This window comes from Mesorhizobium sp. M0615, from assembly GCF_040320805.1.
In the GTDB taxonomy this organism is placed as follows: Bacteria; Pseudomonadota; Alphaproteobacteria; order Rhizobiales; family Rhizobiaceae; genus Mesorhizobium.
The window spans coordinates 162,013-179,305 of record NZ_JAMYQI010000010.1 but is presented as its reverse complement, the minus strand read 5'-3'; the positions used below and the strand labels follow the sequence as shown (position 1 = coordinate 179,305).

Below are 17,293 nucleotides of genomic sequence, written 5' to 3'. Positions count from 1 at the left end.
GCCCCTTTTTAGCAGGTGTGGCAATTCGGCCGAACCTACTCCAGCAGCGGCGACCAGGCGGGATCCGACGCGAAATTCGCGGTCGGGATCGACTGTTCGTTGCGGCCGGTGAGATCGACGGAAACCAGTTTTGGGCCGCCGGCGGAGTCGCGGAAGAACATCAGCACGCGGCCGTTGGGCGCCCAGGTCGGTCCCTCCTGCTGGAAGCCCGAGGAGAGGATGCGCTCGCCCGAACCGTCGGTCTTCATGACGCCGATCTGGAATTCGCCGCCGGTCTGCTTGGTGAAGGCGACGAGGTCGCCGCGCGGCGACCACACCGGCGTCGAATAGACGCCGTCGCCGAACGAAATGCGGGTCTGGCCCGAGCCGTCGGCGCCCATCACATAAATCTGCGCACGGCCGCCACGATCGGAAGTGAATACCACCTTGCTGCCGTCGGGCGAATAAGAGGGCGAGGTGTCGATGGCGGTCGAGTTGGTCAGCCGGGTGGTCGAGCGGCTTCGCAGATCCATGGCGAAGATGTTGGAATTGCCGTCATCGCGCAGCAGGCTCATGATCACCTTCTGGCCGTCGGGCGAGAAGCGCGGCGCAAAGGTCATGCCGGGAAAGTTGCCGACCAGTTCGCGCTGTCCGGTCTCGATCTGCAGCAGATAGACCCGCGGCTGGCCGCTTTCGTACGACATGTAAGTGATTTCCTGCCGGTTCGGCGAGAAACGCGGTGTCAGCACGATCGAGCGGCCGTCCGAGAGATAGCGCACATTGGCGCCGTCCTGGTCCATGATGGCGAGCCGCTTCTTGCGCGCATTCTTGGCGCCGGATTCGTCGATGAAGACGACGCGGGTGTCGAAATAGCCCTTCTCGCCGGTGAGCCTCTCGTAGATCGCATCGGCGATGATGTGGGCGACGCGGCGCTGATTGGCATCATTGGCGAAGAACTGTTCGCCCGACATCTGTTGGCCGGCAAAAGTATCCCACAGTCTGTATTGGGCGCGGATACGGCCGTCCGCCTCCTTTGCGACACTGCCGGTAACCAGCGCCTGCGCATTGATCACCTTCCAGTCGTCGAAGCGCGGCTGCGCATCCGGATTGGCGATCTTCTCGATGAAGGCGTTCTTGTCTATCGGTGCGAACAGGCCTGAGCGTTTCAGGTCGGCGCTGACGATATCGGAAATCTGGGCGCCAAGCTCACCTTGAAAATCGGTGATTGCGATCGGCAACGGTTCGACATTGCCCTTGTTGACGTTGATCTCGACGAGTGCTCGCGCCGGCAAGGTGGCAACGGCAGTCATGCCCAGCGCCATGGCTGCAATCGTCAGGAGCGGCTTGAGGATGGATTTCATGTCTTCTCGCTTCTCGTAACTGATTTTGTGGATACCAGGCCTAGAGCCCCAGCATCTCCCTGGGGTCGAAAGTGACTCGAACCTGGGCCCAGATATCATGCTTGCCGGCAGGAACTTGCAGGCCAGCCATGTTTGCCTTCTGGACGGCACGTACCGCACTCTCGTCGAATTGGCGGTTTCCGCTCGATTTTTCGACGGTCGGACGGCCTTCGAGCTTGCCGGAGGCATCGAGATTGAACACGATCACGGCGACGAAGTTTTCCGAGCCCTCAACCCCCACCGGAAGGGTCCAGCTATTGCCCAGCTGATCCGACAAAGTGCCCATTTCGGCCTGCGACAGTTTCTGGCCCTGGGTCTTGTCGGCGCCGAGCGACGCCTGCTGCGTCGAGCGCTTGGCGCCGCCGCCAGAAGGCTTCTGCTTGTCGAGCAGAGCAGTGATCTCACCTTCATTGAACTGCTTTTCCTCGGACTTCGGCTTCGACGAGGCTTCCTTGACCGGCTTGTCGGCGTCCTTGCGGTCCGGAGCCTTCGCGCTTTCAGCCTGCGCCGGTTGCGGCTTCGGCCGTGCTTCCGGAGCAGGAGCGGAAGTCGGAAGCTGCGCTTCTTCCAGAGGCTGCTGATCCGATATGGCTTCGGCGACCGCGTCGGGCTTCACGCGTGGCTTCGGCTCTATGGCGGCGGTCGTGTCCGGCTGCGGTGTTGGTGCAGGCTCCTTCACCGGGGTCGGCTTCGGTTCAACCTGTTTCACCGGCTCGGGCTTGACCTCTTCCTTCGGCTGCGGCGTTGGTGCCACCTCCGTCGCCGGCGTCGGCTTCGGCACTTCCTTCGGTTTCGGCGCGTCCTCGGGTTTCGGCTTCTCGGTCGGCGTCGGAGCCGGAGCAGCCGTCGCTGTTTTCTCCACCGGCTTCGGCTTGGGCTCGTCCGTCACCGGCTTGTCGGTATCAACGCTGTTCTCGCCGATCTTCTGTGCATCTGGCACGATGTCGGGACGCTTGGTCGGCATCGGCGCCGGCTTTTCATGCATCACCGCCTTCTTGTCGCCCTGCAGCGTCTGCGCAATGGCTTCCATGGGAACGATGTCGACCGCTATCGACTCGACATCCGTGGACGGCAGCGCGGCCGGCGCCGACAGGGTGAACAGGCCGAAAGCCAGTGCCACCGTATGCAGTATCACCGATGTGGTGAGGCCGGTCTTCATCGTGCGTCTACTGATCCTGTTGCTGCAGTGAAATCAGGCCGATATTCTTGTAGCCGGCGGCCTGGATGAGGGCCATGACCTCCATCGCGGCGCCATAGTTGGTCGCCTTGTCGCCTCGGATGAAGATGCGCTCTTCGTAGCCGGTCTTGGAAATCGCCTGCAGTTTGGCGACCAGCTCTTCCCTTGGGATTTCGGTCTCCTGCAGGAAAATCTTGCCGGCCGCGTCGATCGAAACGGTGATCGGCTGGGTGTCGGCGTTCAGAGCCTTGGCCTTAGTCTCCGGCAGGTCGACCGGCACGCCGACCGTCAACATAGGTGCGGCGACCATGAAGATGATCAAGAGCACCAGCATCACGTCGACCATCGGCGTGACGTTGATTTCCGACATCAATGCATGGTGGCGGCCGCGCCGCCTGTGCCCGCGTCCGCCGCGTCCTGCCATGCCAACCGACATACCCATCTTCTTACCTCAGCCCTTAGGCGCTACTTTTTCATCGATTTGGCGCGAGAGTATGGCGGAGAACTCATCCGAGAACCCTTCCATCCGCACCGCGATCTTGTTCGCGTCGGATGACAGCTTGTTGTAGGCGATAACCGCCGGTATGGCGGCGAGAAGACCGATGGCCGTCGCCAGCAGCGCTTCGGCAATGCCGGGTGCAACAACCGCGAGACTGGTGTTTTTCGAACCGGCAATCGCCTGGAACGAGGTCATGATGCCGATGACGGTGCCGAACAGGCCGATGAAGGGTGCAGCCGAACCGGTGGTGGCGAGAAAGCCGAGACGGCCCTCCAGCTTCTCCATCTCGCGCGTCAACGCCAGGTCCATCGCCTTGTCGATGCGGGTCTGCAGGCCGAGCGGCGATTTGGCCCCCTTCTCGAAGCTCTTCTTCCATTCGCGCATGGCGGCGACGAAGATCGCACCCATGCCCGTGGTCTTCCGGTCGGCAAGCGTGCGATAGAGCTCTTCCAGCGACTGCCCCGACCAGAACACCTGTTCGAAGCGATTGAGCGACAGACGCATGCGGGCATAGCTGACCAGCTTGTCGACGATAATCGCCCAGGTCCAGACCGAGGCGCAGAGCAGACCTATCATGACCAGCTTGACCACCCAGCTGGCCTGTGTGAACAGCGCCCAAATCGACAATTGCGCTGCCGGATCGGCGAGTGCGGTAGTTTCCATGCTTCAGTCCTTAAGATTTTCCGGGCATGGCTGGCGGCTGGCCCATGGGCATCCCTTGTGGTCCGTTCGCGCTTGGCTTCCGGATTAACCCCAAAATGCACCGTTGGCGGCCTTTTCAGGGCAAATATTGGTGAAAGGAAGGCGCGCGGATTCTTCCAATCTTCACCAATCTCTTCATGAACCGTTATGGTTAAGGATGGGTTAGGAAATATGGCGCGGCGCATTGCCGCGCCCAGCGACGCCGCAGGCCGTCCATCCACAATCGAATGCGTTGCCGATTGGCCGCTCGTTGCCGGCCGGCAGCCTTGATATCAGCTTGCTCCTGGTAGAAAGGCCGCGATCCATTCTTTCGGAAAGCGCTTCGGCCGGCCGTTCTCGCCAATGATCGCCGCCTCGACCTTTGCTTCGACCAGTACCTCTGTCCCGCGTTTCAATTGCTGCGCCATGACGATGCGAGCGCCGGAAATATCCTGCGTTGATGTGTCGATGGTCAGGATGTCGTCCATGCGGGCAGGCGAGCGGAAATCTATCTCCATCCGCCGTACCACCCAGACGATCCGTTCGCCGTGCTTGCCTTCGTGAAGTTCTGTGTGGTGGACGCCCGCCAGCCTGAGATAGTCCGAGCGGCCGCGCTCGAAGAATTCGAGATAGCGCGCGTGGTAGACGACGCCGGAAAAATCGGTGTCGGCATAATAGACTCGCGCCATCAGCCGATGGCCGAATTCCGTCAAGGCTCCGGAAAGCCCGCCGGCAAGCGCCGCCGATTCACCATGATCGTCCATCGCGCTTTCCTTTTTGCCCCCGGCGGGGCACCTGTCTTGCCAAAATCACCAGCGCAGCAAACCGGATGGCACTGTTGACGGCGATGATCAAGACCGTGATAGCAGCGCTGCTGGTGCTGGCGGCGTCTGCGCTTCCCGGTCAGGCCGCTAGCTTTTCGATGAAGCGCGGCCTCAACCTCGACCAGTGGACGACCTGGGTCGGGGAAGACAAATGGAACGACCGACAAGCCATCCTGCCCTATCCGGAATGGCGCAAGTTCCTCAACGAGAATGACCTCAAGGCGCTGAAGGCCGCCGGTTTCGACTTTCTGCGCATGCCGGTCGATCCCTCGCCGTTTATGTCGGACCAGACACTGGCGCTGCGTGACGACCTTTATGCCAGCGTGCGGGACTCGGCGCGCATGATCAACCGGGCCGGTCTGAAAGTGATCGTCGACATGCATCTGATTCCCGCCGGCGGCGGCCGCGAGATCGGCATGGGCCAGGTGATGGACGATCCCGCAACCTTCGACGCCTATGTCGAGGTCGTCCGCAAAATGGCGCGCACGCTGGCCTCCGAGGACCCGGCGCAGGTCGCCTTCGAGCCGATGAACGAGCCGATCGTCGACTGCGACAGCGATGGCGCCAGCCTGTGGCCGGAGCGTCAGCAAAAGCTGTTGGCGGCCGCGCGCGCCTCGGCCACCAGGCTGACGCTGATCCTGACCGGCGCCTGCTATTCCAATGCGGCTTCGCTGGTCAGGATCGATCCAAAGTCGGTCCCCGACGACAACCTCATCTGGACCTTCCACTCCTACGACCCGTTCCTGCTGACGCATCAGGGCGCGACCTGGGCCGGCGATTTCATTCTTTATGTTACCGGCCTGCCCTATCCGCTGACCGCGGTGCCGCGCGCCGAGCTCGATGCGACGCTGGATGCGATCCGCGCCAAGATAAAAGCCGAGGCGCCACGGACCAGACGGAACGGCCTGCTCGCCTATCTCGATGAACAAGTCGCCAGCATGGACACGGACGAAAAGCTGCTCGGCGTCATGGATGCGCCGTTCGAAAAGGTCGAGGCCTGGGCGAAGGCCAACGCCATCAAGCCGGAAAACATCACGCTGGGCGAGTTCGGCATGATCCGCCAGGAATATGGCAATCCCTATGTGATGCCGCCCAAATACCGCGCGGCCTATGTCAAGGACATGATCGCGCGCGCCGAGGCGCATGGCTTCTCATGGTCGGTGTGGAGTTTTGGCGGCGCCTTCGGCATCGTCGATGCCTTCAACGGCGAAAAGGCCGAACCCGCCGTGATGGATGCAATCCGCTCGCTCCATTAGCCCTAGGCATGTCGAGATCCAGATCAGGCCGAGTCGGAAATGAGGGGTCCGAGAACCGGAACGGAGCGGACTTTGGTCCGTGACTACCGGAAGCGCAGGAACACCTCATTTGCAGGCCGGCATCACCTGAATACCGGCATGCTCTAACCGAGGTCGATCTGCAGGATCTCCGGCCGCATGCCAAAGCGCACCGGCGCGATGCTGAAGCCGAGCCCGCCTGACACGATCAAATTGCGGTCATTCTCGACGACATGGCCATAGGCAAAGCGGTTGCCGAAGCGGGACGGCACCACCGGTGAATAGCCGAACAGCCTGACCTGCCCGCCATGTGTGTGGCCCGACAGCGTCAGCGAAACCCGCCACGGCACTTTCGGGAAAATGTCAGGCTCATGCGCAAGCAGGATGATCGGTGCCTGGTCGGTGATCTTTGCCAGCGTGCCGTCGAGATCGTCGAGGCCTTCAAATTTGTCGCGGCCTGCGGCCTTGTTCGGCAACAGGGCCAGCTGGTCGGCGAGTCCGGCGATCCAGAAGCCGTATCCATTCTTTTCCAGACGCACAGCGTCGTTCTCCAGAACCGAGATGCCGGCTTCCTCCAATGCCTTGCGCGCCACAGTCGGCCCCGCTCCGGCCTGCTGCGCGAAAGGATCGTGCCACCAGTCGTGATTGCCGAGGATCGACAGGACACCAAGCGGCGCCTTCAGTCCTGACAAGGCCGGCGCCCATTCATGGGCCTCCACCCGGTTCGTCACCAGGGACATGCCTGAGATATAGTCGCCGAGCAGTACGATCAGATCGGGCTGCAGCACGTTCGCACCCTCGACGAGCGAAGCGATCCGCTCAGGCGTCATCCAGGGGCGGCAGGCGTGAATATCGGCAAGTGCTACAACGCGCAGCTTCAAGCCCGCCGGCCAATGCGGCGGGGTCAGCCGGTAGCGCTTCAAATGGGTCAACAGCATCGGCTCGATGCCGACCGCATAGGCACTGAGCGACGCCAGCGAGAGGAATGAACCCCCGACGAATTTCAGGAACCCGCGTCTGGTGATCACTTTTCTGGCTCCGACCTTGATCGGAGCAGTTCGCGCCGACACTACGACGCCCGATAGCATCCAAGAATGCGCCTTCACGCTGGCAAGCTTGAGGAAATTCTGCACAGAAATCCGTTCCGAAGAACAAATCTCCGTTACTCTTCCTGGAACAGGTTGATCTGCTGCTGCGCCAGATCCTTCGGCGCGTCGAGGCCGAGATGGCGCCAGGCATTGGCGGTCAGCACGCGGCCGCGTGGCGTGCGCTGGATGAAACCCTGCTGGATCAAATAGGGTTCGATAATGTCCTCGATGGCGTCGCGCGGCTCGGACAGGCCGGCGGCGATCGTTTCGATGCCGACCGGCCCACCACCGAAATTGCGCGCGATCATCGAGAGATAGCGGCGGTCGAGCGCGTCGAGGCCGAGCGCGTCGACCTCGAGCCGGGTGAGAGCTTCGTCGGCAATCTGCTTGTCGACGTGACCGTCGCCGGCAACGGAGGCGAAATCGCGCACCCGGCGCAGCAGCCGGCCGGCAATGCGCGGCGTACCGCGGGCGCGGCGCGCAATCTCCAGCGCGCCGTCGTCGCCGAGCGGCATTTGCAGGATACGGGCGCCGCGCCGCACGATCTGCTCCAGTTCCTCGACAGAATAGAAATTGAGCCGCACCGGAATGCCGAAACGGTCGCGCAGCGGGTTGGTCAAAAGGCCGAGCCTGGTGGTGGCGGCGACGAGCGTGAAGCGGGCAAGATCGATCTTGACCGAGCGTGCCGCCGGACCTTCGCCGATGATCAGGTCGAGCTGGAAATCCTCCATCGCCGGATAGAGGATTTCCTCGACTGCCGGATTGAGCCGGTGGATCTCGTCGATGAACAGCACATCGCGGTCTTCCAGATTGGTGAGAAGTGCGGCGAGATCGCCGGCCTTGGCGATCACCGGACCGGAGGTCGAGCGGAAATTGACGCCGAGCTCGCGCGCCATGATCTGCGCCAGCGTTGTCTTGCCAAGCCCCGGCGGCCCGACGAACAGCACATGGTCAAGCGCCTCGCTGCGGCCCTTGGCGGCCTCGATGAAGACTTTGAGGTTGGCCCGCACCGCGGCCTGGCCGACGAAATCGGCGAGCGTCTGCGGCCGCAAGGTCTGCTCAGCATCCTCGCCGCGCTTTTCCGGGGCAATGAGGCGGGGTGAAAGGCTCATGCGGCCTTCCTCGCACAGGGCAAAGGACCGGACAAGCAATCACTCACCGCGCCAGTTCCTTCAGCCCGAAACGAATGAGCTTCGAGGCATCGGCGTCCTCGCCGGCCGTCTTCAGCGCCGCCGCGACAGCATTGGCTGCGGTGTCGCGCGAATAGCCGAGATTGACCAGCGCCGAGACGGCGTCGGTGATCGGCGCCGGCGCCACGCCTTCCCCGAGTTCCTGCTTAAGGCCGATGGCGCCGGAGGCGGTTCCGGCATAGGCCGGCGCCTTGTTCTTCAATTCGGTGACGATGCGCTCGGCCACCTTCTTGCCGACGCCGGGCGCGCGGCTGACCATGGCGATGTCGCGCAGCGCGATCGCATTGGCGAGGTCGACCGGCGCCAGCGTCGACAGGATGGCCAGCGCCACCTTGGCGCCGACGCCTTGCACATTGCTCATCAAGAGCCGGAACCATTCGCGCTCAAGCACCGATTGGAAACCGTAGAGCCGGATCATGTCCTCGCGCACATAGGTCTCGATGAACAGCACCACCGCCTCGCCGGGCGAAGGCAGCGCGGCCAGCGTGCGCGCCGAGCAATAGGCGACATAACCGACGCCGTGCACATCGATGAGGCAGAAATCCTCGTCGATCTCGTCCAGCGTGCCTTTCAATTTGCCGATCATGCGTGATCCCTCATGCCAGCGCCATCCTGTAGGCGACGCTTTGCCGGTGATGCGCGTGGCAGATGGCGATAGCTAGCGCGTCGGCGGCATGTTCGGTGTCGAAAACGGCTTTCGGCAACAGCACCTTTACCATCATGTGGATCTGCTTCTTGTCGCCATGGCCAACGCCGATCACCGCCTTCTTGACGGCATTGGGGGCATATTCGGCCACAACAAGGCCGGCGCGCGCCGGCACCAGCATGGCTATGCCGCGCGCCTGGCCGAGCTTCAGTGTCGCCACCGCATCCTTGTTGACGAAGGTTTGCTCGACGGCCGCTTCCTGGGGCATGGCCGCATGCAGGATCTCGGCCAGCCCGTCATGCAATTGGCAGAGCCGTGTCGCCAGCGCCGCCTTGTCGTCGGAGCGTACAGTGCCGGAGCTGATAAAGCGCAGCGAGTTGCCGAGGCTCTCGACGATGCCCCAGCCGGTGCGCCTCAGCCCCGGATCGATACCGATAATGCGAATCGCTTCCCTCATGCGCGAAGTCTACCTCCGGCGCACAGCGATGTCAGCGAAATGTGAACAAACCGGAAACGGGAAGCGTTTAACCTCGAGCGAAAGCCGTGTTCAGCAGCGTGATCTGGTCGGAAACCGGATTGGCGCGGCGGGCGGCGGCAGGCGTCTCGGCAAACGCGCCGCCATAGATCTCTTCGTCCATGCGGCGCACCAGCGCCTGCAGGCGCAGCGAGCGGGTGACGAGGTCGAGGAAATCCTTCGGCAGTTCGCCCCAGCCGACCGCTTCGTCATGCGCCGAGGCGGTGTCGAGACGCACCTTGGATTTTTCCGAAGCGACCTGGTCGCGGGTCATCTCGCCGGAATTTGCCGCCCGCTGCAAAAGCAGCCAGGAGGCGACCTGCATCAACCTTGTGGTCAGCCGCATCGATTCGGCCGCATAGAGCGTCGCCGCCAGCCTGGACAGCTTCTTGGCCTCGGCCCGGCCCTTGCCGTCAAGATACTCGGCTGCCTGTTCGACCAGGCCCATGCCTTCCTGGTAGAGCGGTTTGAAGGATTGGGAGAAAACCCGGCGTTCCGCCAGCTTGATGGTTTTCGCGATGCCCTTCGAAGGCTCGTTCATCGATACGCCCCTGCACTGCCCCGTCGGCTGATTCGGCTTCTCGCCGTCACGCCGGCACCCTAGATGACTGAAGCTTGAAAATGCGCTTCGCCGCCGGTGAAGGCAAGCACATGTTTAACAAACGGTTAACGCCTGTGCAGGGGCGCCAAGCGGACCAAAAGCAGACAAAAAAAGAGCCGCGGATAAGGCGGCTCTCAGGAGTTTAACAGGGAGGCGTCAAACGAAGTGGCTCCAACCACTCGGTAAGAATCCAGATCACTGGATGGACATAGTAAACACCTGTAAAGCTTAATGAACCCTTAACGGCGCGGATATTTCTTGATCGACCGCTGCCCTTCTGTGCCGTATCAGCACAACGGCCCCCGGAGCCTGATCGTCAGCTTGTTCATGCCTTCTTCCACACAGCCGGCAAGGAAATGAAGGCGAACAGCAGCATCGCCGCATAAAAGCCCATCGAGGAGGAAGCCAGCACCGGCTCGATCTCCGGATGGCCGGCAAGTTCAAAGTAAAGCCCGATCATCAGTGCGATGCCGCAGATTGCCGTCAGCCAGAAATGCACGACCGCAATCGTCTTTTGCCCGACCGCTGGAAACAGGTGGTAGAAGAAGGCAAACACCGCCGACATCAGCCAGCCCGCCACCATGGTGTGCGCGTGGGTCGGCATCTGCCCATGGTCATTGGAGATTGCCATATGCAGGCCGAGCGCCATGCCGCACAGGGAATAGATGACGGCCAGGGTGAAGAAATTTCGTGCTACGCCTTGCATGGGATACCCTCGATGGTTGTTGCAGACTTGGTCCGACCGCGCGCGGCCAAAATGGAGCGTCGGTCGCGAGCGGCTTAGTCCCCGCAGGTTTCAGGATCATGCCGCGAAACCAGCCAATGCCGACACGGCGTCCATCCGGCAAATGCCGGGTATTGTGCGGGCTGGCGGTAAAATCCGGCGACGGCGCCACCGCAACAAGCCGGCACCCACGCGGCATCTTCTGGATACATGTACGGAGATAATCCGCCCTCCTTCGGAAGCAGACGCGCGAAAGCAGTTTACCCCCGGAACGATGCACAAGGAGCGGCAATGGACTGGTATTCTCTCTTCAAATTCCTGCATGTCATGGCAGCGATCCTCTGGCTCGGCGGCGGTTTCGCAATGCTGCTGGTTTCGATACTCGCCGATCGCGACGGCGACGACGAGACGCTGATGGTCATGCTGAGAACGACGGACAAACTCGGCTTGCGTCTGTTCGTGCCGGCGTCTATCGCGACCCTGGCTTCTGGTCTGGTGCTGACTTCGCTATGGACCGGCTTCTCCGACCTTTGGGTCGTCATCGGCCTTTGCGGCTACGCCGCCGCGTTTCTGACCGGTATCCTCGTGCTGAAGCCTTCGTTCGAAAAGCTTGCCACAATGCTTGCCGCGGACCGCATGACCCCGGCTGCCATATCGTTTGGGCGCCGCATGATACGGATCGTCAAGTTCGATTTCGTCATCATGATCGTCGTCGTCGCCGACATGGTGCTGAAGCCGACCGCGCACGACATCGCCACTCTCGGCGCCATGGCGGTCGTGGTCGTTGGTGGTGCATCGCTGACCTTTGCGAGCGCCCCGCGAACCAAACCGGCAGCCGCCTGAGCGGGATTTAGAGCAGGCCGGCGATCCCGTCCCAAAGCAGCTTGACCGCGACCACGGCCACGGTCGCGTAGGTGAAGGGATAAAAAATCTCCGGCCGCATGCGCCGCACCAGCCAGGCGCCGGCGATGGTGGCCAGCGGCGCCAGCGGCATCAGCACGGCCGACGCCGTCAGGTTGGCGGTGTCGAACTGGCCAAGCGCGAAGTAGGGGATCAGCTTCAGCGCGTTGGTGGCGGCAAAGAAGATCGCCGATGTCCCCGACAGCACCTTCGGATCGAGCCGGATCGGCAGCGCATAGACCTGGAAGGGGGGCCCGCCGACATGGGCGACGAAGCTGGTGAAGCCGGCGACGGTGCCCCAGAAGGCGGCGGCGATGCGGTTGGGCGCCGCCGCATGGTCGGAACCGTGGCGGAACTGGAGATAGAGCCAGCGCAGCACGAAGATCAGCGCGACAGCGCCGACGATCAGCCGCACCATCTCTTCGGTTACGAGCGCTGCCGTCAGCCAGCCGAGCCCAATGCCGATCACCGCGCCCGGCATCATGTCGACCAGCATCTTTCTGTCGTAGACGCCCCACCACGTCCACACCGAAACGATGTCCATCAGGCACAGGATCGGCAGCAGGATGGCCGCCGCCTGCACCGGCGGCATGGCCAGCGCCATCAAAGGCACGCCAACGAAGCCGACAGCGCCGCCGAAGCCGCCTTTCGACAGCCCGACAAGTATTACCGCCGGAATGGCGGCGGCATAAAACCACGGATCGGCGAGCAGACCTGACATGAACTGGAAAAGCTGGAGGGAAGACGGTTGCCCTGCAATAGCCCAGAAACCCTTGCGCCGCGACCGGGAAAATGCCGGCCGTGTCGATCAACTGTGCGTAAAGCGACGGTTCCGGATTTACGGCAAGATCGCCGCCGATGCATAAGGGCGCCGTCCGATGCATCAGGTTTTGGCCCCAGGTTTTGACCCCAGGTTTTTGACAATGAGCGAACCCCACATCCGCCGCGCCGAAGCGGCCGACCTGCCTGCCATCGTAGCCATGCTCGCCGACGATCCGCTTGGCCTCAGCCGCGAGGATGCGACCGAGCCACTCGCCAAGGCCTATCGCGACGCCTTTGCCGCCATCGACGCCGACCCCAACCAGTTTCTTGCCGTGATGACGGATAGCGGCCGCGTCATCGGCACGTTGCAGATCAGCTATCTCGCCGGGCTGTCGCTGCAGGGCGCCTTGCGCGGCCAGATCGAGGCTGTGCGCGTCGTCGCAGACCGCCGCGGCGAACGGCTGGGACAGCGTCTGCTGGAATGGGCGATCGAACAGTGCCGTGAACGCGGCTGCAAGATTATCCAGCTGACCACCAACAAGAGCCGCCAGGACGCGCATCGCTTCTATGACCGGCTCGGCTTCAAGGCCAGCCACATCGGTTACAAATTGGAGCTTTAGTTCAGTGGCGGCGGACGGCGCCGGATCGGCTGCGCCTTGATGATGGCGGTGCTGGTCTCCGCCTTGTCGGCGATGCGGTCGAGAAGCTTGTCGAGCTCGCCGATGGAGCGCACGTAGAGCCGGGCCACGAAACAGTCGTCGCCGGTGACCTTGTCGCATTCGCCGAATTCCGGGATCTCCTCGATCAGCTTCTGCACGATGTGCAGCTTGCCCGGCAGTGGCCGCACCCGCACGATCGCCTGCAGCGGAAACCCCAGCGCCTCCGGCTCGATCTCGATGGTGAAGGCGCGGATGACGCCGCGTTCCTCGAGCCGCCGCAGCCGTTCCGAGACGCTCGGCGACGACAGCCCGACCTGCTGCGCCAGATCCTTCAACGAAGTCCGCGAATCCAGGATCAGGATGTCGAGAAGCTTTCTGTCCAACTCGTCCAGCATTTTCATCTCCTAGCAAAAGGGCAGCGCGCGCCTTATTAAATAAGGTGTTGTGCGCTTATCACCTTTCATAAGGCATATAAACCCTCAAGGCGGCATGAGATTATGGCCTCAACAGATAGAGGTATTGTCATGGACAACACGGTACGCGGCACGATCGAGATGACGGCGGCGATGACGATCGTCGGCACGATCGGCTGGTTTGTCGTCATGTCGGGCCAGCCCGTCATGGACGTGGTGTTCTGGCGCTGCGCTTTCGGAGCGGTGGCGCTGCTGATCACCTGCGCGGCACTCGGGCTGCTGCGCGGCAGGCTGACGCTGCGCATTGTTGCCATCGCCGCTCTTGGCGGCGCGGCCATTGTCATCAACTGGCTGTTGCTGTTCAGCGCCTTCTCCCGCGCCTCGATCTCGATTGCCACGGCGGTCTACAACACGCAGCCCTTCATGCTGGTCGGCTTCGGCGCGCTGTTCTTCGGCGAGCGGCTGACCCTGGCCAAGCTGACCTGGCTCGGCATCGCCTTCGCCGGCATGCTGCTGATCGTGCAGACAGGGCCCGATGCGGGTGTCGGTTCCGGCATAACCGGCACAGATTATGTCATCGGCATCGTCATGGCGCTCGGAGCGGCCTTCTTCTGGGCTGTCGCGGCAATCGTCGCCAAGAAGCTCAAGGGCACCCCGCCGCATCTGATCGCGCTGATCCAGGTCTGCGTCGGCGTCGTCATGCTGGCGCCCTTCGCCAACCTCTCGCATTTGCCCGCAGATGCCTGGAGCTGGGCCATGCTGGCCACGCTTGGCGTCGTTCACACGGGCCTGGTGTACATATTGATGTACGCCGCCATCCAGAAACTGCCGACGCATCTGCAGGGGTCGCTGTCCTTCATCTATCCTGTCGTGGCGATCCTGGTCGATGTCATGGCTTTCGGCCACCGGCTGCATCCGGCCCAGCTCGTCGGCGCCGCCGCGATCCTGGTCGCCGCCGCCGGCATGAACCTCGGCTGGACTTTGTGGAAAGCCAAACCAACGGTCGAAAGCCCGCAAGCCGTCAAATGAGCGGCAGAGCGTCTTCTTGCGGGCTATCGTAAACCAAAGCCATCTCATCGATCCCCGCCCGCCTGTTCAAGGCGGGCGCTTTGTTCTATGCCGCAATGCAACCATCTTCGCCCGGCATAGGCGAAACCCGGGATCGAAAGCCATGAACGACGCAACACCCCCCAACCGCTGCCGCATCGTGCTGATCGCACCCAAGGACGCTCCGGCGCAGCGCATTGCGGCTGCCTTCGACGGCGGTGATATCGCTTCCCTGATCCTGCCTGAGAACGGCATGGACGAGGCTGCCTTCCAGGCCTTCGCAGAACAGATCGTACCGGCCGCGCAAGCGGCCGGCATCGCCGTCGTCATCGCCGGCGATACCCGCATTGCCGGCCGTGTCCAGGCCGACGGCATTCATGTCGAGGTTTCCAAGGACGCGCTCGCCGAGACCATCGAACACTTCCAGGGCAAGATGATGGTCGGCGCCGGCGGCGCCAAGACGCGCGACGACGCGCTGGAACTCGGCGAAACCAGGCCCGACTACATCTTCTTCGGCCGCTTCGGCTACGACAACAAGCCGGAACCGCATCCGCGCAACCTGTCGCTCGGGCAATGGTGGGCGGACGTGATTGAGATCCCTTGCGTCGTCATGGCCGGTTCCGCCATCGCTTCGGTAGAAGCGGTGGCCGCCACTGGCGCCGAGTTCGTGGCGCTGTCCAGCGCCGTCTTGGCCGAAGGCGCCGATCCGAAGGCGGCGATTGCCGCCGCCAATGCGCTGCTCGACCAAACCGCGCCGCGCTTCGAGGGCTGACGTGCGCCGACCTGGACTTCCTCTCGCGGTTCTCGTTGCGGCCTTGATGAGCGGGGCAGCGATCGCGGCGGAAACCGTTCCGCTGCCGCAGCCGAGGCCGGACACCAGCGCGCCCGCCCTCAGCGTGCCGGATGCGGTCGCCCCCGATACGGGTGCCCCGAAAGCCGGTGCCACGGATTCCGGCGTCCATATCGAAAAGCCGATCGACACCCCGCTGCCGCAGCCCGCGACAACCGCGCCGCTGCCGTCGGCCGACGCGATCAACCCAGAGCGTTTCGGCGCCAAGCCGGCGGACCCCGCCTATGGCGCTTTCCAGCGCGGTCTTTACAAGACCGCCTACAATCTGGCGCTGGTGCGGGCCAAGAATGGCGACCCGGCGGCGCAAACGCTGGTGGCCGAGATCCTGTCGCGCGGGTTGGGCGTGCCGCTCAACCCAGCGGAAGCCGCCAAATGGTATGCGCAGGCCGCCGAGCAGGGGATTCCTGAATCGCAGTTCCAGTATGCGCTGATGCTGCTCGACGGCCGCTACGTCAAGAAGGACGAGAAGGGAGCTTATGCGTTGATGCAGGCCGCCGCCGAGGCCGGCAACCGGCTGGCGCAGTTCAACTTCGCGCAATTGCTCGTGCAGCAGGATCCGGGCGATGCCGGCATCGCCAGGGCTGTGCCTTATTATGAGCGTGCCGCGGCGACAGGGCTTGCCGACGCCCAGTATGCGATGGCGCAGGTTTATGCCAATGGCGTCGGCGGCAAAACCCGCGACGATGCAAAGGCCCGCAGCTTGCTGGCACAGGCTGCCAGGCAGAACTACGACACCGCGCAGATCGATCTTGCCGCCTGGATGATCGAGGGCCGGGGCGGTGTTCGCGACCTGAAATCCGGCTTCAACTGGATGAAGCAGGCAGCTGAAGGCGGCAATGTCGCTGCCCAGAACCGGTTGGCAAAGCTCTATATGGGCGGCATCGGAACCGACCCCGACCTGATCCTGGCCGGGGCCTGGTATGTGGTCGCCCGCCGCGCCGGCCTTATCGATCCGGAGATGGACGATTTCCTGCAAGGGCTGACCGACGATCAGACAAAGCAAGCCTTGCAGAAGGCCAACCGCCTGCCCTGACACGCAACGTCACTGTGTATGATCCAGCACGACCTTGCCGAAGGGAGAGCCGTGTTCGAGATGGCGAAAGGCCTGCGCTGCCTCTGCCCATGGGAAGACCCGGTCGATCACCGGCCGCAGCCGATTGACGGCGAGCGCCCGGTTCATCGCTTCGAAGGACTCGCGCGAGCCGACCGGTATGCCGCGTGCTTTCACCTGGCGTCGGAAGATGTCGAGCGGATTGATCACCCCTTCGCTGCCGCCGAGATAGCCGATGACGTTGATCTGGGCGCCGCGCGCCGACGCCTTGAGCGACTGCGCGAAACTCTGGGGACCACCGACTTCGATGATGTGGTCCGCGCCGCGGCCATCGGTCAGCGCCAGCACGGCCGACGACCAGTCCGGATTGTCGCGGTAGTTGATGCCGTGATGCGCGCCAAGCCCCTTCGCCCGGGCAAGCTTCTCATCGCTGCTCGACGTAACAATGACGCGCGCGCCGGCCGCCCTTGCCAACTGCACGGCAAACAGCGACACGCCGCCGGTGCCGAGGCTGAGCACGGTTTCGCCTGGCTTGAGCTTGCCCTCGGTGAACAACGCATGCCAGGCAGTGACCGCGGCGCAAGGCAACGTCGCCGCCTCGACATCGCTGAGCTGCGCCGGGGCGATGACCGCCGCCTGTTCGTCCAGCCGGGCGAATTCGCTTAGCAGCCCATCGATGGGGCCACCGCGCTGGTATGAGGGTTCGGCCATGGCGAAGCTGCCGCCGACCCATCGCTGCCAGAACGTGCCGCAGACCCGGTCGCCGACCTTGAAGCGGCTGACCTCGGAGCCAACCGCAACGACCTCGCCGACGCCGTCGGAAAGCGGCACCAGCGGCAAGGGGAATGTCGTGTGATAGCTGCCGCGCGCGATCTCGACATCGCGGTAGTTGAGCGCCGTCGCCTTGACGCGGACGATCATCTCCTGACGGCCGGGTTCCGGCGTTGGCCGTTCGACCATCATGAGATTGTCGATGCCGCCTGGGCTCTGCAGTTCGATTGCCTTCATTGTCAT

General features: G+C 63.0%; 21 protein-coding genes. 7 read left to right on the top strand and 14 right to left on the bottom strand.

Annotation, left to right across the window (positions count from 1 at the left end):
* Positions 1 to 35: 35 nt before the first annotated feature.
* The 5 genes from tolB to ybgC form a co-directional block, all read right to left on the bottom strand.
* Complete coding sequence (gene tolB, locus NKI46_RS19360) at positions 36 to 1,340, bottom strand: Tol-Pal system beta propeller repeat protein TolB (protein ID WP_023737860.1); 1,305 nt, start codon at positions 1,338 to 1,340, stop codon at positions 36 to 38.
* A 40-nt stretch (positions 1,341 to 1,380) separates the two neighbouring features.
* Positions 1,381 to 2,538: a cell envelope integrity protein TolA gene (gene tolA, locus NKI46_RS19355; protein WP_023737861.1), complete on the bottom strand. Its 1,158-nt coding sequence runs from the start codon at positions 2,536 to 2,538 to the stop codon at positions 1,381 to 1,383.
* Positions 2,539 to 2,545: 7 nt separating this feature from the next.
* Entirely contained in the window at positions 2,546 to 2,998 is a 453-nt protein-coding gene (tolR, locus tag NKI46_RS19350; protein ID WP_352747444.1) for a protein TolR, read from the bottom strand.
* Positions 2,999 to 3,007: 9 nt separating this feature from the next.
* Positions 3,008 to 3,718, bottom strand: coding sequence for a protein TolQ (gene tolQ / locus NKI46_RS19345; protein ID WP_023673844.1), 711 nt, complete (start codon positions 3,716 to 3,718; stop codon positions 3,008 to 3,010).
* Between the two features lie 311 nt (positions 3,719 to 4,029).
* Positions 4,030 to 4,500, bottom strand: coding sequence for a tol-pal system-associated acyl-CoA thioesterase (gene ybgC, locus NKI46_RS19340; protein WP_023673845.1), 471 nt, complete (start codon positions 4,498 to 4,500; stop codon positions 4,030 to 4,032).
* A gap of 65 nt (positions 4,501 to 4,565) precedes the next feature.
* Here ybgC and NKI46_RS19335 point away from each other — a divergent pair, with 65 nt between their 5' ends.
* Positions 4,566 to 5,816, top strand: a complete 1,251-nt coding sequence (locus NKI46_RS19335) for a glycoside hydrolase family 5 protein (protein WP_352747441.1) — start codon at positions 4,566 to 4,568, stop codon at positions 5,814 to 5,816.
* Positions 5,817 to 5,959: 143 nt separating this feature from the next.
* On the opposite strand, the gene NKI46_RS19330 is transcribed toward NKI46_RS19335, so the two are convergent.
* The 6 genes from NKI46_RS19330 to NKI46_RS19305 all read right to left on the bottom strand — a co-directional run bounded on the left by NKI46_RS19330 (position 5,960) and on the right by NKI46_RS19305 (position 10,579).
* Positions 5,960 to 6,862, bottom strand: a complete 903-nt coding sequence (locus NKI46_RS19330; protein ID WP_352747439.1) for a metallophosphoesterase — start codon at positions 6,860 to 6,862, stop codon at positions 5,960 to 5,962.
* A gap of 134 nt (positions 6,863 to 6,996) precedes the next feature.
* Positions 6,997 to 8,034, bottom strand: a complete 1,038-nt coding sequence (gene ruvB / locus NKI46_RS19325; protein WP_023700287.1) for a Holliday junction branch migration DNA helicase RuvB — start codon at positions 8,032 to 8,034, stop codon at positions 6,997 to 6,999.
* A gap of 43 nt (positions 8,035 to 8,077) precedes the next feature.
* Positions 8,078 to 8,698 carry a Holliday junction branch migration protein RuvA gene (ruvA, locus tag NKI46_RS19320; RefSeq protein ID WP_352514818.1) on the bottom strand — a complete coding sequence of 207 codons (621 nt, stop codon included), beginning with the start codon at positions 8,696 to 8,698 and terminating at the stop codon, positions 8,078 to 8,080.
* A gap of 10 nt (positions 8,699 to 8,708) precedes the next feature.
* Positions 8,709 to 9,215: a crossover junction endodeoxyribonuclease RuvC gene (gene ruvC, locus NKI46_RS19315; RefSeq protein ID WP_023668769.1), complete on the bottom strand. Its 507-nt coding sequence runs from the start codon at positions 9,213 to 9,215 to the stop codon at positions 8,709 to 8,711.
* A gap of 67 nt (positions 9,216 to 9,282) precedes the next feature.
* Positions 9,283 to 9,813 (bottom strand): protease adaptor protein RcdA, encoded by a 531-nt coding sequence (rcdA, locus tag NKI46_RS19310; protein ID WP_023668768.1) that lies wholly within the window; start codon positions 9,811 to 9,813, stop codon positions 9,283 to 9,285.
* A gap of 385 nt (positions 9,814 to 10,198) precedes the next feature.
* The gene (locus NKI46_RS19305; protein ID WP_023668767.1) at positions 10,199 to 10,579 is read right to left on the bottom strand and encodes a hypothetical protein; all 381 of its coding nucleotides are present in this window, start codon (positions 10,577 to 10,579) and stop codon (positions 10,199 to 10,201) included.
* A gap of 309 nt (positions 10,580 to 10,888) precedes the next feature.
* Between NKI46_RS19305 and NKI46_RS19300 the strand changes: the two genes are divergently transcribed.
* The gene (locus NKI46_RS19300; protein WP_352747436.1) at positions 10,889 to 11,440 is read left to right on the top strand and encodes a DUF2269 family protein; all 552 of its coding nucleotides are present in this window, start codon (positions 10,889 to 10,891) and stop codon (positions 11,438 to 11,440) included.
* 7 nt (positions 11,441 to 11,447) lie between these two features.
* Here NKI46_RS19300 and NKI46_RS19295 read toward each other — a convergent pair whose 3' ends face one another.
* Positions 11,448 to 12,218: a sulfite exporter TauE/SafE family protein gene (locus NKI46_RS19295; RefSeq protein ID WP_023668765.1), complete on the bottom strand. Its 771-nt coding sequence runs from the start codon at positions 12,216 to 12,218 to the stop codon at positions 11,448 to 11,450.
* Here NKI46_RS19295 and NKI46_RS19290 point away from each other — a divergent pair.
* Both NKI46_RS19290 and NKI46_RS19285 read left to right on the top strand, forming a co-directional pair.
* The gene (locus NKI46_RS19290; protein WP_352512211.1) at positions 12,217 to 12,363 is read left to right on the top strand and encodes a hypothetical protein; all 147 of its coding nucleotides are present in this window, start codon (positions 12,217 to 12,219) and stop codon (positions 12,361 to 12,363) included. The genes NKI46_RS19295 and NKI46_RS19290 overlap by 2 nt on opposite strands.
* 57 nt (positions 12,364 to 12,420) lie before the next feature.
* The gene (locus NKI46_RS19285; protein WP_352514820.1) at positions 12,421 to 12,879 is read left to right on the top strand and encodes a GNAT family N-acetyltransferase; all 459 of its coding nucleotides are present in this window, start codon (positions 12,421 to 12,423) and stop codon (positions 12,877 to 12,879) included.
* Here the strand turns inward: NKI46_RS19285 and NKI46_RS19280 are convergent.
* Positions 12,876 to 13,313 carry an Lrp/AsnC family transcriptional regulator gene (locus tag NKI46_RS19280; protein WP_023747291.1) on the bottom strand — a complete coding sequence of 146 codons (438 nt, stop codon included), beginning with the start codon at positions 13,311 to 13,313 and terminating at the stop codon, positions 12,876 to 12,878. The genes NKI46_RS19285 and NKI46_RS19280 overlap by 4 nt on opposite strands.
* A 129-nt stretch (positions 13,314 to 13,442) precedes the next feature.
* Between NKI46_RS19280 and NKI46_RS19275 the strand changes: the two genes are divergently transcribed.
* The 3 genes from NKI46_RS19275 to NKI46_RS19265 all read left to right on the top strand — a co-directional run bounded on the left by NKI46_RS19275 (position 13,443) and on the right by NKI46_RS19265 (position 16,261).
* On the top strand, positions 13,443 to 14,360 hold the full coding sequence (locus tag NKI46_RS19275; protein ID WP_023684172.1) for a DMT family transporter: 918 nt from the start codon (positions 13,443 to 13,445) through the stop codon (positions 14,358 to 14,360).
* 142 nt (positions 14,361 to 14,502) lie between these two features.
* Positions 14,503 to 15,150 (top strand): thiamine phosphate synthase, encoded by a 648-nt coding sequence (locus tag NKI46_RS19270; RefSeq protein ID WP_023747292.1) that lies wholly within the window; start codon positions 14,503 to 14,505, stop codon positions 15,148 to 15,150.
* Between the two features lie 46 nt (positions 15,151 to 15,196).
* The gene (locus tag NKI46_RS19265) at positions 15,197 to 16,261 is read left to right on the top strand and encodes a tetratricopeptide repeat protein (protein WP_196814895.1); all 1,065 of its coding nucleotides are present in this window, start codon (positions 15,197 to 15,199) and stop codon (positions 16,259 to 16,261) included.
* 9 nt (positions 16,262 to 16,270) lie between these two features.
* Here the strand turns inward: NKI46_RS19265 and NKI46_RS19260 are convergent, their stop codons facing one another.
* Positions 16,271 to 17,287 carry a zinc-dependent alcohol dehydrogenase family protein gene (locus NKI46_RS19260; RefSeq protein ID WP_023742241.1) on the bottom strand — a complete coding sequence of 339 codons (1,017 nt, stop codon included), beginning with the start codon at positions 17,285 to 17,287 and terminating at the stop codon, positions 16,271 to 16,273.
* Positions 17,288 to 17,293: the final 6 nt, after the last annotated feature.

Excerpts from the sequence above, each read along its gene's own strand:
- NKI46_RS19280 (WP_023747291.1), bottom strand. The coding sequence starts at position 13,313 with ATGCTGGACGAGTTGGACAGAAAGCTTCTCGACATCCTGATCCTGGAT.
- NKI46_RS19300 (WP_352747436.1), top strand. The coding sequence starts at position 10,889 with ATGGACTGGTATTCTCTCTTCAAATTCCTGCATGTCATGGCAGCGATC.
- tolR (WP_352747444.1), bottom strand. The coding sequence starts at position 2,998 with ATGGGTATGTCGGTTGGCATGGCAGGACGCGGCGGACGCGGGCACAGG.
- ybgC (WP_023673845.1), bottom strand. The coding sequence starts at position 4,500 with ATGGACGATCATGGTGAATCGGCGGCGCTTGCCGGCGGGCTTTCCGGA.
- NKI46_RS19305 (WP_023668767.1), bottom strand. The coding sequence starts at position 10,579 with ATGCAAGGCGTAGCACGAAATTTCTTCACCCTGGCCGTCATCTATTCC.
- NKI46_RS19285 (WP_352514820.1), top strand. The coding sequence starts at position 12,421 with ATGAGCGAACCCCACATCCGCCGCGCCGAAGCGGCCGACCTGCCTGCC.
- tolQ (WP_023673844.1), bottom strand. The coding sequence starts at position 3,718 with ATGGAAACTACCGCACTCGCCGATCCGGCAGCGCAATTGTCGATTTGG.
- tolB (WP_023737860.1), bottom strand. The coding sequence starts at position 1,340 with ATGAAATCCATCCTCAAGCCGCTCCTGACGATTGCAGCCATGGCGCTG.
- ruvC (WP_023668769.1), bottom strand. The coding sequence starts at position 9,215 with ATGAGGGAAGCGATTCGCATTATCGGTATCGATCCGGGGCTGAGGCGC.
- NKI46_RS19295 (WP_023668765.1), bottom strand. The coding sequence starts at position 12,218 with ATGTCAGGTCTGCTCGCCGATCCGTGGTTTTATGCCGCCGCCATTCCG.
- NKI46_RS19335 (WP_352747441.1), top strand. The coding sequence starts at position 4,566 with ATGGCACTGTTGACGGCGATGATCAAGACCGTGATAGCAGCGCTGCTG.
- ruvB (WP_023700287.1), bottom strand. The coding sequence starts at position 8,034 with ATGAGCCTTTCACCCCGCCTCATTGCCCCGGAAAAGCGCGGCGAGGAT.
- NKI46_RS19265 (WP_196814895.1), top strand. The coding sequence starts at position 15,197 with ATGAGCGGGGCAGCGATCGCGGCGGAAACCGTTCCGCTGCCGCAGCCG.
- NKI46_RS19260 (WP_023742241.1), bottom strand. The coding sequence starts at position 17,287 with ATGAAGGCAATCGAACTGCAGAGCCCAGGCGGCATCGACAATCTCATG.
- tolA (WP_023737861.1), bottom strand. The coding sequence starts at position 2,538 with ATGAAGACCGGCCTCACCACATCGGTGATACTGCATACGGTGGCACTG.
- ruvA (WP_352514818.1), bottom strand. The coding sequence starts at position 8,698 with ATGATCGGCAAATTGAAAGGCACGCTGGACGAGATCGACGAGGATTTC.
- NKI46_RS19290 (WP_352512211.1), top strand. The coding sequence starts at position 12,217 with ATGAACTGGAAAAGCTGGAGGGAAGACGGTTGCCCTGCAATAGCCCAG.
- NKI46_RS19270 (WP_023747292.1), top strand. The coding sequence starts at position 14,503 with ATGAACGACGCAACACCCCCCAACCGCTGCCGCATCGTGCTGATCGCA.
- NKI46_RS19275 (WP_023684172.1), top strand. The coding sequence starts at position 13,443 with ATGGACAACACGGTACGCGGCACGATCGAGATGACGGCGGCGATGACG.
- rcdA (WP_023668768.1), bottom strand. The coding sequence starts at position 9,813 with ATGAACGAGCCTTCGAAGGGCATCGCGAAAACCATCAAGCTGGCGGAA.